Source organism: Akkermansia sp. NBRC 115031 (assembly GCF_030268505.1).
Taxonomy (GTDB): domain Bacteria; phylum Verrucomicrobiota; class Verrucomicrobiia; order Verrucomicrobiales; family Akkermansiaceae; genus Akkermansia; species Akkermansia massiliensis.
Genome location: NZ_BSQU01000003.1, coordinates 282,745 through 299,205 on the forward strand (window position 1 = coordinate 282,745; position 16,461 = coordinate 299,205).

The following is a 16,461-nucleotide window of genomic DNA, read 5'->3' on the forward strand; positions in this document are numbered from 1 at the left end:
TTTTGACGGTTTTCCGGCGCCTGCAATCAGGCTCTGTCAATAGGCATAACTGACGCCGGCGTTAAACCGGTGCGCCGTGGCCTTGCTCCTTCCCTCAAACTCGTACCCTGCATACATCCTCCAGCGCGCGTTCAACTGCAGGGCGCTGTTCACGTTCACTCTCACCCCGTTCCGGTCAGGAGACGTTCCTTCCGCTTCCCAGCGGTACCCGTTGAGCAGCCGCTCCGCCTGCGCACTTGGGTTCCTGCGGTACACGTCCGGCACGTAGCTCACCATCGCGCTGTTGATCCATTCCCGGTCTTTCAGCTCACTGCGGTGCGTCAAGCCCACTCCCACCGGTACGCTCAGGTTCTTCAGGCGCCCCTTTTCAAAGCGCCTCGCGTCCCAGCCCGTTTCCGTAAACGCCTCCTGCGTCACGTCCGTATACTCCAGCCCCAGCATGACCTCCATTGCAACGGTCTCGTTTACCCGGCGGCTCCACTTCCCGGTGAATGTTCCAAACAGGGTTTCATTGGTCCACTTGCCGTGGGACCGGCCGCCCGTGTGGAAGGAATTCATCTTGTTGTCCGTCCAGCCATAGCCTGCCGTTCCCGTCACCAGCAACGTATTCTTCCTGTTGAGAACCTTGTGCCAGCCGCCGTAGAGCATGCCGATGCGCGTCTGCTGGTCAATATCTCCCGCAAAGCTGCGCCCGCGCATCTTGCCGTACAGGTCTCCGAAGCCCAGGCCCAGGATAGCGTGGGAAGTGATTCTCCTGTCCGCTCCCACGGAATAGCCGCCGCCGTGGTAGTCAAATCCGTCCCGTACTCCCTCGGAGGCGTGGTTGAGGAAATCCCCCATGCCCTTGACCCAGTAGTTGTTTTCCGGCCCGGTGATGAAGCGCTGGGCATCCAGGTTGCCCAAGGCGGCCCGGGACATCCCAAGCGCGTTGGCGGCGCTGGACCACATGGAGTTCATGGCCAGGGTACCTGCCAGTTCCGGAAGGATGTCCCGGATGGCGGAGTCCTCGGCGGGAGTCCAGACCAGTTGGAGTTGTTCCGGGAAGCCGTCACCATCCGCATCCACCCACTGGTGGCTCCAGGAGCCCGTGTAGGCATAGGGGCTGTCCACCCGGTCGGACCCGGTAGCCAGAGAATGGGCGCCGGAGAAGTCATCCGTGTGGGTCTGGTTGGCATCCGTCAGGACAATGAAGGCGCGCTGCTGCGCCCAGGAATTGTCTGCATAGAAGTAGTCCGCGGTAGTGCCCGTGTCCATGATGCCTATGGATCCGCCCAGGATGAAGGAACCGGTGGCGGAGATGGAAAGTCCGGTGGCGTTTGCCAGGGAGGCGGCTTCCTGCGCCTGCTTCTGCATGTCAAAGACGAAGCCGCGGGAAAGATCCACGTTTTTGGCATTGATGAAGGCGCTGGTTCCGGGGCGCAGGACGACGTCATTGTTGGTGATGGAGAAGGAGGCGGCATTGATGACGCTGCCCCCGGTGATTTCCAGAGTGCCGTGTTCCAGAGTCATGGAGGTATCGTCCCGCAGGCCGGCATTGCCGAAGACGACATTGTGTTCCAGGATGAGGAAACCGCCGTAGAGGGTGGTTTGGCCCTTGAAATCGCTGTAGCGGCTGGCCACGAGGTGGGCGTCATCCCCCTGGTAGAGTTCCCCGCTGAAGATGACAGTGCCGTCCGTAGCGTGGGAGATGCCGTCGTCATCCGTGTACTGGTTGAGAGAGAGGGTGACGTTTTCCGTAGAACTAAAATAAGCCGCACTGGTGATCGGATCATTAAAGCGAACCTCCTTTCCTTGGGCGGCGGCCAGCTGGAGATGGTTGGTTCCGTCTACATGAATGGCGTTGGCAACGCCGTTTACCACGGAGAAGGAGCCGTCATTGTGTTGAGTGAACGTTCCCCCGGTTATGTTGCCGCTGAAGAGCACGTCATGCGTGAATGCCAGAAAGCGGCTGGAATTGTCGGTAGTGATCCCTTGCAGGTAAATGGCTCCACCGTAGGTAGAGGAATAGTTATTGGTGAAGATGGCGCCGTTACGGATCGTGAGGAAAAAGTTAACTCCCTGCATATAAATCGCTCCGCCAGAGGAGGTGGAGATGGAGTAGGAGTCTGAGGAAGCATAATTCCCGGAGAAGGTAACATTGTTTCCCAGGGTCAGCGTTGCATGGTCTCCCTCCATATGAATCGCTCCGCCAGAGGAGTTGGAGTAGTTGGAGGAGTAGTTGGAGGAGGAGTCTGAGTAAGCATAATTCCCGGAGAAGGTAGCGTTGTCCCCCAGCGTCAGCATTGCATGGTCTCCACGCATATAAATCGCTCCGCCAGAGGAGGTGGCGGTGGAGGCGGTGGAGTAGGTGCCGGACTTGGAGAAAGTATAATTCCCGGAGAAGGTCGCGTTGCTCCCCAGGGTCAGCGTTGCATGGTCTCCCTCCATGTAAATTGCTCCGCCAAAGGAGGTGGAGGGGTAGTTGGATAAGTGGGAGGTGGAGTCGGAGAAAGTATAATTCCCGGAGAAGGTAGCGTTGTCCTCCAGAGTCACCGTTGTATCATCTCCACTCATAGCAATCGCTCCGCCAGAGGAGGAGGAAGAGGAGTAGTTGGAGGAGGAGAAAGCATAATTCCCGGAGAAGGCAGCGTTGTTCCCCAGGGTCAGCGTTGCATGGTCTCCTTCCATATCAATAGCTCCTCCGTAAGCACTATTGTTTGAATTATCAACATGGTTATTGAGAAATTGAACCTCTCCGGTGATTTCCAGAGATACGTTATCATCTGCTGTGCGTATCACTCCTGCGGCGCCATTGCTCCAGATGACGGAGTCCATCTCCAGCGTGTACTCTCCCGCTCCCAGGTCGTACAAGGGATTCTTACCCAGGCCGGATAAGTCTACGGCACAGAGTGCAGCCGGATCAGCGGAGCGGAAGTTGACAGGAACGGTTAGACCGGTAGTCAGGGAGGCGTCATCGTTGTTCAGAATCACCGTATCCCCGGCAACTAGGGCGACGGAGGAGACCAGTTCCTCCAGGGTGGAGTATATGTTATTGTCTGGATCGGAATATTGAGATGCGTCTACCATGAAGTCCGCCGCGGAGGCGGAGAAGGACAGGGAAATAATGGGAACCAGCAGAGAGGCCAGGAGGCTGCGGCGCAGCAACAAAGGAAGGATGGGTTTCATGATCAATAATAAGAATAAATATAGCCTTATGGCAAAGAGCAGAACTAAATAGCGGATTTCTAATCCGTATTTTTCTTCAGCCGCAGGAAGAAACTCAAGCAGGTACCATTTGAGAAATATCGGGTAACAGGATTGATTGTTGGAAAACTATGTATTTCTATGTGATTAAGTATTTTGGGGCATTAAGAAATTTACCTCGGCAAAAAAGAAAAGAATGAAGCATGGGGTTCTGAAAGATGAAGGGGTTTCGCTCAGCGCTCTATTTCAGAAGAGGAATTTGTCTTAAAATAATTCCCTATCATTGTAGTAGGATTGACATCGGATTAGAAATCCGTCACATGGCCGGAAAAGGAGAAAATAATCAAGGACCCCGGAAGGAATAAACAGATGGAATTCCTCTGTTGTGCTTGGAGGAGATTGATTGATAAAAGCCGGGAAAACGCGTTCAAGCCATGGAGTCCTCCAAGCTATCTGATGGCCGTTCTCCCGGGAACAAGGGGTCCCGGTCTTGGAAGTCCGTTTCTCTTCCGGATCCGTTCACTCTTCCTGTGTTTCAAATGGATGCCGGTTCCATTGCCCGACCATGCGGAGACGTGCCCCGGAGTCCTGTGCAAACGCTTCACCATGCTGCGGGAGTGGAAAATTTTGGGAAAATGGACCAGAGGCATATTTAGTCATTCTTCCTCAATCTCCAAAGTGCGATTTTCATAACTTGTTGTGAGGCATATTTTTATTTTGTCCTGTCATGAAAAGAGCAAATGCGAATTCGCAATCCGCCGTCTCTTTATTTACATATCATTCAAAATTTCATCATTGAATAATATTTAACAATCAAGGGATTATCTGTTTCAAAGATAATCCCTTCATAGAAAACCGGGAAAATCTGTTTAACGGGGATAATTCCTTTCTGTTAGAAAACCGTTGCAGGTGATTCTTTTCCTTTGACAGCGGATTGCGAATTCCTTATTTATATTCACAATCATATTTCCCTTGCCGTGTTGTGGGAAAGGTTCTTTTATGATTGAATAACCCATTAATTGTCAAACGTTACATGAAATTGCACCTTCCCTTGAATCTGCTGGCCGCCCTGATAACCTCCTTCTCCGGGGTAACGCTTGGAACTGCCACCTTTGCAGGAGTTTCTGGTCTTTTAATAACAGTATCACAGGCTTATGCTGCGGATGTCGCTTTTAACGGGACACAGGTTAACGTAGCGGCGGGAGGCAGCTCCACTTATGACGTGGGCACCGTTACGGCTTCCACCACCTTGAATTTTGCCGGGGCGGGCAACGCTACGATCACGAACCTGAACGGAGACGCCCCGGAAGCCGTGCTGACAGTGAATCGCGTCGCCAACGGAGGAACGGCCCTCTCCACCCTCACCCTGAACGGGGCGGGCACCTTCAACGGCATTATTTCCCTCTATTCCAACACGACAGGGGGAACGCAGAACAACATCCTGAACCTCAATCACGCGCTGGCGGCCCAGAACGCCACCATCAAGCTGGGCGGCTATGGTTATGCGACCGGGGCCTCCGTCCTGAAAGCGGGCGTGAATACCTCCATCAGCAAACTGGTGCACAACAACACCGCGGCCCTGATTACCGGGGAGGGAACCACACTGACCATCACGGGGGACTCTTCTTCCTACGGCGGCAGCTTCGGCGGCACCGTGACGGTTGATTACACGGGGGGCGGCACGTTCACCCTGGGCAATTCCGACAAGAGCGCGGCGCTGACCCCCGCCGCCTCCGCGGATGCCACTCTTAAAATCAGCAGCGGAACGCTTTCCCTGTTTTCCGGCAATGTCAACTGGTCCCAGAAGCTGGTCATGGGGGACGGCACAACGCTCACCGTGCAGGACGGCCCCGCCGTTTCCGGATATTATAACTATGACGCCACTTCCATCAATGGGGACGGCTTTACCTTCTCCGGGGCAGCCACGTTCGGCACCGGAGTGAACCTCACTACCCAGTACGGCAAGAACATCAAATTCACGGGCGTGCTTACGGCCGCCTCCGGCTTTTCCATCAGCGGGACCGATAGCGAGTACACTTATTACACCCTGACCGGCACGGAAAACCAGATCGGCGGGACCATCGCCATCACCCGCAACTCCACTTCCCTGGGCATCAACGCTTCCGGTTCCCTCGGCACCGCCGCCGTAACTACTTCCTCCGGCAGCCAGTACCTCACTTATTACGGTACGGCGGGAGAAGCGGCGGACGTCATTGACAACTCCATCACCGGGGCAGGCAACTTTGTAGCCCAGTCAGGCTGGGTGCATCTGTCCGAGAACGTAGCGCTTACAGGCACCTACACCGTCAATTCCGGCGCCGTACTCTCCAAGGCGGGCTCCATCAGCGCCGCGCTTGCGGGAGGCAGGCTGGATGCAGGCAATGGAACCATGAATGTGACGGGACTGACGGGGAATGGAACCATCTCCGCCTCCGCGGGCACCATGAATTTCCAGGACGCCTTCACAGTGGGGGAAACGATGGGCATCCTCGCCAACGGTTCCGGAACCATTACGGGCAATGTAACGGTGGACGGCGGACGCCTGTACTACACCTCCATGGACAATGTGGGCAGCGTGCTTCAGAACGTGACGCTGACTTCTGGCCTGATTGATTTTTCCGGTTTCCAGGAATTCCAGGACCTGTTCGGTTCCGAAGCCCTGGTGAATACCTCCTACAACCTGGGCGTTGACCTGGGGACGGGGTTCACGCTGGCGGATATTGACGAGTCCCTGTACACCATCACCACCGTTGACGGGAAAACGGTTATTACCTTCACGGGATCCGGCGCGTATGATACCGCATGGGATTCCGCCTGGAGGCTGGAAAACGCCCCCACCTCCGGCGCCGGAACACTGGCGGACCAGCAGACGCTGGCCCTGTACAACATTCGCGCCGCGTCCATGCAGGAGGGCTTCGGCTCCGTGAACGTCGTGACCGGAACGGGTGACCTGACGGGAGTGACCCTGGCAGGCGGCTATTACAACACTGCAACCAATGCAACGGCCACGGAGATCACTACCGGCATCTGGACGGATGTGCTGGGGGGCAATTACGGCCTGATCATCGGCGGCAGTTACGCCAACAACTGGAGCGGCACCGGCAAGTGGAACATCACGGGTGACGTCCATACCCAGATTCAGGGGGATACCTCCGTCAACTGGGTGGTGGGCGGCAACTACAAGGACGGCCAGGCTGCCGGCATTACGGGGAACGTTTACGTGTCCGTGGACGGAAATGCCGTGGTCAAGGGGAGCGTGATAGGCGGCGGCACCGCGGCCCACAACTCCACCAACAACATTGACGGCAGCACCTTTGTCGTGGTGCGCAGCATGCAGAGCGTGACGGATGAAACCGTCTCGCTCAATTCCGTAGCCAGGGGCTTCATCATCGGCGGCAGCGCCTATGAAGCCAACTCCACTTCCAGCGCCGCCATCACCGGAAGCACCAATGTGACGATTGACCTGGGGACTGCCTCCGGCACCTTCGTCAAGAGCATCGTGGGCGGTTCCTACTCGGGCAGCTCCGGAACATATACGATCAACGGGGACTCCAACGTCAGCATCACCGCCGCCAGTGACGCCGTCTTTACCGGGGCCATTTACGGCGGCGGCTACGGCACTGCCGGAACTTCCACGGTCAGAGGCAATTCCAACCTGACGCTGGATGGCGGCGCCTATACGGGAGCCCTTTATGCGGGCGGCGGCGGAGCAAGGTCCGCCGTGAACGGGAACGCCACCCTCACCGTTAAAAAAGCCGTGTTCCGAGCGGGCAGCACGCTGAATGTGTCGGAAGGCACGGTAGGGGGCACCTCCTCCCTGCTTCTGGGCGGTTACGGCAATACGGCGGACCAGGCCATCTCCTTCTCCAATACGGTCATTACCGGCTTCGACATTGTGACCATGTTCCAGAACTCCTTCTTTACGGGGAACCTGAACGTGGACGGCTCCAGCACGCTGGCCCTGGCGGGAGGCGCCGGAACGGGAATCAACGTGAATGGCACGTTCGCCCTTTCCGCGGAAGGGGAATTGAATCTGGACCTTACCGGGTTTGGCGCCTTGACGGACGGCATGTCCGTGCTCTCCACCACCGGACTGACCAACATCTCTTCCATCAAGGCCGTCTTTGCGGACGGCGTGGCGGGAACCATCACCCTTTCCAACAATGGCAGGGACCTGGTTTACACGGCGGAAACCCTCCTGCTGTGGGCGGGCGGTGAAAACGGGGTCTGGAGCGCGGAAAACATCTGGACGGACGGCGGCACGCCCGCCACGTATGCGGACGGCCTGGCGGTTTCCTTTGCAGACCAGGCCGGAGTCGCCACCTCCGCGGTGCAGCTTGATTCCGAGGTTTCCCCCGGCTCCATGCTGGTCCGCAACACCACCACCCGCTATGAGCTGGCGGGAACCGGAGTAATTGCCAATACCGCCGTTACCAAGGAAGGCACGGGAACCCTGGTGCTGGGCTCCGCTTCCATCCTCGGTACGGGAACCACCGTAGCCGTGAACCAGGGCGTTCTGGCGTTCGGGTATGATACGGACCTGCCGGCCACGGGCATCACCTGGGGCGCGGGTTCCTCCCTGGGAGCGGCCAACGGCGCGACGGTCACGGTGAATCTGGGAACCGTGACCAACCCGGCGTTCTCCCTTGCCGCGGATACCAACTCATTCATTAATCTGGTAACGCCTTCAGACCTTACCTTCGGCAATAACATCACGGGAGCCGGCTCCGTCCGGAAAACCGGTACGGGGCTGCTGAAATTGACGGGGGCCAACTCCGGCCACCTGATCGTGCAGGAAGGCAACGTCCAGATAGGGGGCGGCTCCACTGCCATCAATTGGGGCAGCGCCGGTTCCTCCGTCACCCTGCAGAACGGCACGTCCCTGATCATTGCGGGCAACAGCGCCCACCACACCATCGGTTCCGATCTGATTCTGGGCACGGCCGCATCTGACGCGGTCTCCCTGAAATGGGTGGACGCCTCCCAGGCAAACGCCACCAATTACCAGCATAACTTTACGGGAACCGTTACCGTCAACGGGGCGGCCACCCTGGTGGGCCGGGACAACTGGGCCAAGGAAATGGGCTTCACCGGAACGCTTACAGGCGCAGGCTCCCTGACCTACAGCCGCGGAGGGGGCGACGGCAGGTACAACTCCAACGGCAAGCTCATCATCGGCGGTGACGCCTCCGGATTTACCGGCATGATCACCATGAACGCCGCCAACGGGTACAGCACGGGGCTTGACATGCGCACCTCCATGGCGCAGGGCGGGGTCACCCTCACGTCCGGCACGGATACCACGGGATTCGCCTTCATGCGCGTGCTGGGGGATATTGAAATCGCCTCCCTGGACGGCACGGCCAACTCCCAGGTGGGCGCCGTGGGGGGAGCGCGTACGCTGACGGTGGGTTCCGGCACGTATAACGGCACCATCACGGACCACGGCGTTGCCATCGCCTACGGAGCCACCACCATCTCCTATGACACCACCGGAGTCCTCTCCCTGACCAAGGTCAGCGATGAAACCCTGACGCTGGGCGGAACGGTCAGCTACACGGGGCTGACGAACATCCAGGGTGGAACCGTTGCCCTTACTGCCGCAGGGGCCACGTCCCTGGGGAACATCACCATGGCGGCCAATACGCGGATGACGACCGCCGGGGCCCTGAATCTGGCGGCCAGTTCCACGCTGACCCTGGATATAAGCTCTTCCATCGGCGTGGGTGGGGCCTTCGGGGCCGGTACGTTCAACCTCACCCTGAATGGCCTTGAAGGCATTACGGAAGCCGGGGAATACACCCTGATTTCTGCTGCCAGCGGACTTGATGCCGCCAGCGCCATCTTCAACTGGGCCGGCTATACCGGAGACGAAACGCTGATTTACACGCTCGAACAGACGGGCGCCACCCTCAAGTTGGTGGTGACTTCCGCCGGGGACGTTTGGATCTGGCAGGGAACGGAAGGCATGACCTGGAGCGACACGAACACGGGAGCCCAGTGGGGCATTGACGGCTCTGCGGATACGGCCGCCGGCCAGAACCTGGTCTTCAACAGCTCCGGAGCGGGAACCGTCACCCTGTCCGGCGCGGTGAATCCGGCCTCCATCACGGTGAACAACGCCGCGGGCAGCGACTATGTATTCGCCTCAGACGGCACCGGAAAAATTGCGCAGGGCACGCTGACCAAGCGCGGCGAAGGCAAGCTTACCCTGAACCTGGACAATACGGGCTGGGCGGGAGCCATCTCCCTCCAGCAGGGCGAGCTGGTGGCCCAGGTGGCCAACTCCCTCGGTTCCGGGGCTGTCACCATTACGGGCGGCACGCTCACGCTGGCTACGGCTGACGTCCAGCCGGGCATGGGCATGATCAACCTTCAGGGCGGGAGCCTCAATCTGGCGTCCGGCGCCTTTGCCACGGCGTTCACCGCAGACAACATGACGTGGACGGACGGCTCCCTGATCCTGGGTGAAAATGTGACGGCTACCGCCGCCAAGGCCCTGGCCAACGGAAAAACCGTGGAACTGGCCGCCGGCTCCATGCTGACGGTCAGCGGCGCCAATGACAACACGGCGCTGAACCTGGATGCCTCCGGCACCGGCACCATTTCCGTGGGCCTGGGAACCAGCTACGGAGCCAATGTCCTGAACATGAGCACGGCATTCCAGGGAACCCTGTCCGTGACATCCGGTTACTTCCAATTGAACAACGTGACCATGGGAGCAGACGGCACCGTGAACCTGGCGGACTCCAATGTCCGTGCGGAATGGAACGGCACGGCCGGGGGCGCCTTTGCCAATGACATCATCTTTACGGGCAACCAGATATTCGCCACCAAGGACTTCACCCTCAGCGGCGATCTGAGCGGAACGGCGTTCTTCACCCAGGGCGGGGGCAACATCACCCTCACGGGCGGCGTCAATCTGGACGGACAGCTCAAGGTGCACCGCGGCACAGTTACGGTGAACTCCGCCAATGTGACCAAGCTGGGGGACAGCATTGACATCCAGAACAACTCCACGCTGGCCTTTGCCCGCGACTTCTCCTACGGCGGCGTCATCAGCGGCACGGCCGGCAGCACGGTATCCGTAAACGCCGGAACGCTGGAGCTCACCGGAGCGAACACCTTCCTGGGCACCCTCTCCATTGCGGGCGGCGCTACGGCGCGGCTGGGTGACGGGAGCGCCTGGGCCGGGGCCCTCTCCGGAGCCGGTTCCCTGGTCGTCGACACCACGGGGAATATAACGCTGGCGGCCGGCAACACCGGGTTCACCGGTTCCACTACGCTCTCCGGAACGGGCACCGTCACCCTCGCGGGGGCCGACTCCCTGGGGTCCGGGCGGGTCACCGTCAACAACGGGATTCTTGACCTGGCCTCCCAGAATGCGGCCAACGCCATCCTGATCACGAAGGGAAGCCTGGCAAACGCGGGAGCTAAAACCACCGGAAACGTGGAAGTGGCCGCTTCCGCCGGAACGCAGGGCGCCCTGAACACCATCAATCTGGGCGGTCTGTCCGGCTCCATGGTCGGTTCCATCGTCATGGAAGACTACTCCCGGCTCACCGGCATCTCCGGCGGCCTGGACATGACGGGAAAGACGGTGACGCTGAAACTGGATTCCGGCAGCCTTACCGCGGGCGGAACAACCGGGCAGGGCGTCATTGATGCGGACAGCCTGACGCTCTCCGCCGCCAACACGACCATCAACCTCAGCAACCAGGGCGTCCTGGACCTGCTCTCCGCCAACCGGGATTCCGCCGACGGCGTAGGGCTGGTGCTGACGACGGGAACGCTGACCGTGGACAACTACAAGCAGATAGCCTTCTCCCCGCTTCTGGCCTCCCTCGGTTATGCCGTGACGGAAGTCCTGGGCGCGGACGGAACGCTGATGGTCAGCGGCAATACGGACCTCGTCTACCTCGTGGACACCACGCCCAACTCGGACAACCCCAACATCAGCGACTACGCCGCCCTGGATCCCTACAAGGCCGTGGGCATCAACGGAACCACGCTCAATGTAAGCCTGAACGGTGCTCCTGAAGCCTCCCGGAACGGAGACGGCCTGAAAGTCAGCAACCTGATCGGCAGCAATGGCGCTCTGGTGGTGACGAATACGGCGGCGGACGCTGCCGCCAACCATGCCGTGGTGGACCTGATCCAGAACGTGGACGCCGGAGGCAACAGCTACGGCGGCACCATCAGCGGGGACCATGTGGACTTTATCAAGAAAGGAGCGGAAACCCTCACCGTGGAAGGCAGCTTCACCGGAAATGACTCCATGCTGAGCTCCACGGAAGGGAACATTGTCCTGAACGGTACGGGCAACAGCCTCACTACGCTGGAGCTCGCCGGGGGAGACATCACGCTGGGCGGCAGGAATGACGGCGCCTCCCGCGTGACGACGGTGGAAAACCTGGCCTCCGGCACGGGTGGAGGAACCCTGGACCTGGGCCGCGGCGCCCAGCTGGTCCTCACCGGCCAGCAGGCCGGCAGCCATGTGACTGATGTGACCATCTCCGGTGACGGCACGCTGACCCTCGGAGGAATGGGAACGGACTCCTCCCTGACGCTGGGCAACGGCTCCTCCCTGGACGGCGTTCTGCTGGACATCCGGGAAGGTTCCGCGCTTTCCACCGCGGCCGGCTCCGTGAATACGGTCTCCGGCCTGACGGGCGGGGGCGCCCTGAAGCTGAGCGGCGCGGAAATGACGGTGGACTCCTCCGCCTCCCATACCTTCACCGGTACGCTGGACGGCGCATCCGGAACGCTCAACGTCAAATCCGGCAACGGCAGCGTGCAGACCATCAAGGGTGCGGGCAATGCCGGCTACAACCTGAACGTGAGCGACGGCGGCGCGCTGACCCTGGCCGGCGCGGCTGCGGAAGGCGGTAATCCCGCCCAGGCTGCCTACAAGGGCATTACAGTGAACGGAGGCACGCTCAACATCGGCAGTGCGGACGCTCCCAAGACCCAGTTGACTCTTGGCACGGACGGCTTGAGCGTGACGGGGAACAGCACGGTTACCATCACCACGTCCTCCACCACGGTGGATGGCCTGGGGAACCCCTTCGTCACCTCCAGCGGAAACATTACGCTGGGCGACGGAACGGGAGAAGTGACGCTGGTCATGACCAACCTGGACACCCTGGTGACGGGGAGCACGGAAACGCTGAACATGGAACTGTTCAAGACGACGGACGGCGCGCTGGTATCCCTGGGCGACAACGTCACCCTCCAGGACATGATCCTCAGCTCCCTGTATGAAAACCTGTCTCTGACCACGAATGACAGCATGACGGCCATCATCCTCACCGGCACGGCGCGCACGGAAAACATCTTCCGTGACTCCTCCCTGACGCGGAACGCGGCCACCGGGGCGGACCTGCTGTGGAACTCCCGCTACCATATGGAGGAAGGCACCACCCTGCGCGACTTCTACACCTCCGTTCTGCTCTCCCAGAACGCGGGCGACTACTCCGGCGCGGCCCGCAAGCTGGCCGCCGCCGCGGGCAGCACGGTCACCAGCCTGGGCATCGCCCAGCGTGACTCCCTGCGCGACCAGATGGGCTGGATCCGCAACCGCGTGGCGCAGATGGGCGTGAACCCCGCGTACGTCCATGAGGACATGCCGTACTTCCACATGTGGATGCAGGGCACCGGGTCTTATGCCAAGCTGGACACCAAGGGGGATGAAAGCGGCTATGAGCTCACCACCTGGGGCGGAACGGTAGGCATGGACGTGGACATCAACGACAACTTCACCGCTGGCGCGGCCTTCACGGCCAACTACGGAAGCCTCACGGCGAATGCGGCGGATACCGCGGACGGTGACCTGGACAGCTACTACGTCAACCTGTTCGCCCGGTACCAGTCCCGTAAATGGTCCCACCTGCTTATCCTGACGGGCGGCTGGAATGATGCCAAACTCACGCGCACGGTGGATTACGGCTCGGGCTCCTACCAGGCCCACGGCAGTACCACCGGGTCCGGCTTCGGCGCCATGTACGAGCTGGCGTACGACATCGCCCTCAATGAAGACAAGAGCGTGATTCTCCAGCCCCTGTTCAACGCCTCCATCGTGACGACGCGCATGGACGGCTACAGTGAAAGCGGCTCCGCCGGAAATGCCGGGCTGAGGGTGGAGGACCAGGAACTGACCACGGCCGCAGTCGCCGTGGGCGCCAGACTCTCCGGCCTCATGGGCTCCAACGTCTTCGGGCGTGAAGCGCTGGGTGAAATCCGGGTGAACGTCTCCCAGGACATGGGCGACCGCCGCGGGCAGGCCAATGTGGGCTTCCTGGCGGACCCCTCCTACACGCGTCCGGTGTACGGCGCCAAGGTGGGAAGCACGGCCTTCCAGGCCGGTGTGGGGTTGAGCGTCCCCGTAGGCACCCAGGGCGTCATCTTCGTGGACGGCAATGCGGACATCCGCAGCGGTTCCAGCTCCATCAACGGAAGCATCGGCTACCGCTACAACTTCTAAAGGAAGAAAACGTCAGTTAATCAGAAGGCCGCTGCGGAATAATCCGCAGCGGCCTTCTTCGTGAATGGGCGGGATTTCTTTATAGGATAACGTGAAGAGTGATTTCCGCCCTCTCATGGGCGGCTTACTTCCATTCCCATTCAACGGGCGTTTCCATGTCCGGCCTCAGCGCCTGGCGGACCGGGCAGCTCATGGCCGTTTTTTCCAGCATGGAACGGAGGGGATGGCTGCTTTCCAGGGGCATTACGGCCTTCAGCTCAATCTTTTCAATCCCCTTGGAGGATTCCACCGCGCGCGCCAGAACGCGCATGCCTTTCAGGTCCACGCCCTTTCTGGCCGCGACCACGGAAACCAGGCTCATCATGCAGGAGGCGAGCGTGGAACCGAGCATCACGCCGGGGGAGGGAAACTCCGCGCGGCCTTCAAAAGAGGCGGGCAGGTCCGTGGCAAAAGTGATGTTGGAGGGAATGTAGGTGGTTTCACAGCGGAATTGCCCGACGTTCTCCGTCTCGGAGGTGTAATGAGTATCAGTCATAGGAGTGTGACAGCGGAACCCTGGATCGAGTTCACCTGAATTTGGTTATTTTTTTAGTTGGGCCGTCGCGGAAATCCGATTTGCAGGGGTGCCGGTCCATTCCGGCATGCGCGGCAAAGCCCCCCCTTATCCCCGTTCTCCTGTGCTTGCCAGGAAATCAATCCTGATCTGATGCAGCCCTTCACCGAGCTTCATCACCATCCGTTCCTTTCACGATGATGGCGTGGCTGTCAACGGAATCTTCACGCAGTGACTTGATCTGCCGGTATTCTTCCGAAGAAAAGCAGCGTTCCAGGCTTTCCCTGGAGGGAAAACGGATGACGATCACGCGGTCCGGCTTCCACCCGGAGCTCAGCGGAATGACCTCATTGGTCCTGACCAGGTATTCGCCGCCGTGTTTTTCAACAATGGGCTTCACTTCCCGGATGTAGGAATCGTATGGAGTGTCTGCATCGGAGCTTAAAGAAACCGTTACGATAAAATAATAGCTCATATCCTTCCTTTCCCTGGTGGCCGGCCCCTGTGCGGCTGCCATGAAATGCTCCGTGGGGAATTCGCAGTTTTCATGATTCGCCGGAAGCGTCCGGTGCCTTGACAGGGAGACTAAAGCCGGAGGGCTTTGCTGTCAATCCGTCTTCCGGGCTTGCCCGGACCCGTGGCGCCTCCTTGTTTGTGGGAATCGCTTTACAAGGGCAGGGGCCCTTGTTTCCGGGGATGCGGTTATCAGGAGAACGGATGGGGAGGGAGGTTTCCCCGGCTTGAACGGAAAAGCTTACGGAGTGTGTTCCGGGTGCCCTTCCGCCAGAATGCGCCGGATGGGTTCCGCGTAAAGCTCCGGCTCCAGCAGGAAGGAATCGTGCCCTTTTGTGGAAACGATGGTATGGAACTCCACGGGAATGCGCGCGGATTCCAGCTGCGCCACAAAATCCTGCTGTTCCGCCGGGCGGAAGCAGCAATCCGTATCAATGGAAAAGACGAGCGAGGGAATTCCTGCGCGGCGGAAGCCTTCCAGAGCGGTTTTAAACGTTCCGTCCGGAGCGTGGTCGCGGATGTCGAACTCCGCCCACATGTCCGCAATGCGGATGTAGGCGTTCGCGTCAAAGCGTTCCGCAAACTTGGTCCCCTGGTGCAGCATGTAGCTCTGTGTGCTGCGGGTGGGCGTCATCCATGTGAGCAGTCCGGACTTGCCCCCCACTTCCTTTCTGGCGCGCTGTTCCAGGCCTTCCTGGTATACGAACGACTTGTGGCCGATGATGCGCGCGAACGCCAGCCCCTTTTTGGGGGCCGGTCCCTGGTAATAGTCGCCCCCGCGGAAATCCGGATCAAGCTCGATGGCCAGGATTTGTTCAAACAGGGACAAACGGTGTTCAATGGAAGCCCGGTAGCCGGAGCCGATGGAAATGAAGCTCCGGACCCGTTCCGGGAACTGGCACGCGAAGCTGAGGGCGATCAGGCCGCCTACGGACGGTCCTGCCAGATGGATGCGTTCTATTCCCAGGCTGTCCAGCAGAAGAGCCTGGAGGCGCGCCTGGTCCGCCGCCTCCACATGCGGGAAACGGGAGCCGTAGGGCAGGCCGTCCGTAGGGGATGGGCTGGCCGGTCCGGTGGTGCCGTAGCAGCCCCCCAGGTAATTGGCGCAGATGATGCAGAAGCGGTCCGTATCCAGCGGCTTGCCGGGGCCGATGATGCTGTTCCACCAGCCCTCGTGGTTTTCCGGCTTCCAGAGGGACCCGGTGCCCGGAACTTCCGGATTGTAACCGTAGGCGTGCTGGCTGCCGGAAAGAGCGTGGAACAGCAGGATTACGTTGTCCTTCTCCGGCGTCAGGGCGCCGTACTGCTCGTAGGCCACGCGCACCTTGTCCAGCACGGCGCCGTTCCGCAGGGAAAAGGAGCCGGGCAGGTCCAGAAATCTGGTTTGGACGGTGGGAAGCTGCATGGATGTGCGGGAAGGGGCTTTGTCAGCAAAAAAAGACCGGCACCCGGCGGGCGGCGGTCTTCTTGAAATCTGTGTTGGGCCAGGGTTTACTTGACGCCCTTCTTGGAAAGACGCGTACCTGCCGTGGCGCCCTGGCGGGCTTTAAACTTGGGATTGCTCTTGCAAATCACATACAGCGTGCCCTTGCGCTTCACGATTTGGCAGTCTGCGTGGCGGCGCTTCATAGAGGCTAAGGAAGAAAGAACTTTCATGGTGTGTAACTCCGGTTTGGTGTTCGGTTCGGGAGACGGAATATACCGTTTGGTTAAGAATTGTAAAGTCATT

The 16,461-nt window shown here is 59.8% G+C and carries 6 protein-coding genes; 1 reads left to right on the forward strand and 5 read right to left on the reverse strand.

What is annotated here, in order from left to right:
* Window positions 1-36: 36 nt before the first annotated feature.
* The gene (locus tag QSJ36_RS06090) at window positions 37-3,165 is read right to left on the reverse strand and encodes an autotransporter domain-containing protein (protein WP_285467672.1); all 3,129 of its coding nucleotides are present in this window, start codon (window positions 3,163-3,165) and stop codon (window positions 37-39) included.
* 1,051 nt (window positions 3,166-4,216) lie between these two features.
* Between QSJ36_RS06090 and QSJ36_RS06095 the strand changes: the two genes are divergently transcribed.
* The gene (locus tag QSJ36_RS06095) at window positions 4,217-13,666 is read left to right on the forward strand and encodes a hypothetical protein (protein ID WP_285467674.1); all 9,450 of its coding nucleotides are present in this window, start codon (window positions 4,217-4,219) and stop codon (window positions 13,664-13,666) included.
* 124 nt (window positions 13,667-13,790) lie between these two features.
* On the opposite strand, the gene QSJ36_RS06100 is transcribed toward QSJ36_RS06095, so the two are convergent.
* The 4 genes from QSJ36_RS06100 to ykgO form a co-directional block, all read right to left on the reverse strand.
* Window positions 13,791-14,201, reverse strand: a complete 411-nt coding sequence (locus QSJ36_RS06100) for an OsmC family protein (protein WP_022397240.1) — start codon at window positions 14,199-14,201, stop codon at window positions 13,791-13,793.
* 181 nt (window positions 14,202-14,382) lie between these two features.
* The gene (locus tag QSJ36_RS06105; protein WP_102722751.1) at window positions 14,383-14,694 is read right to left on the reverse strand and encodes a DUF1330 domain-containing protein; all 312 of its coding nucleotides are present in this window, start codon (window positions 14,692-14,694) and stop codon (window positions 14,383-14,385) included.
* Window positions 14,695-14,973: 279 nt separating this feature from the next.
* Entirely contained in the window at window positions 14,974-16,137 is a 1,164-nt protein-coding gene (gene metX / locus QSJ36_RS06110) for a homoserine O-acetyltransferase (protein ID WP_102729200.1), read from the reverse strand.
* A gap of 86 nt (window positions 16,138-16,223) precedes the next feature.
* Window positions 16,224-16,388: a type B 50S ribosomal protein L36 gene (gene ykgO, locus QSJ36_RS06115; RefSeq protein ID WP_065529996.1), complete on the reverse strand. Its 165-nt coding sequence runs from the start codon at window positions 16,386-16,388 to the stop codon at window positions 16,224-16,226.
* Between the last annotated feature and the right edge of the window lie 73 nt (window positions 16,389-16,461).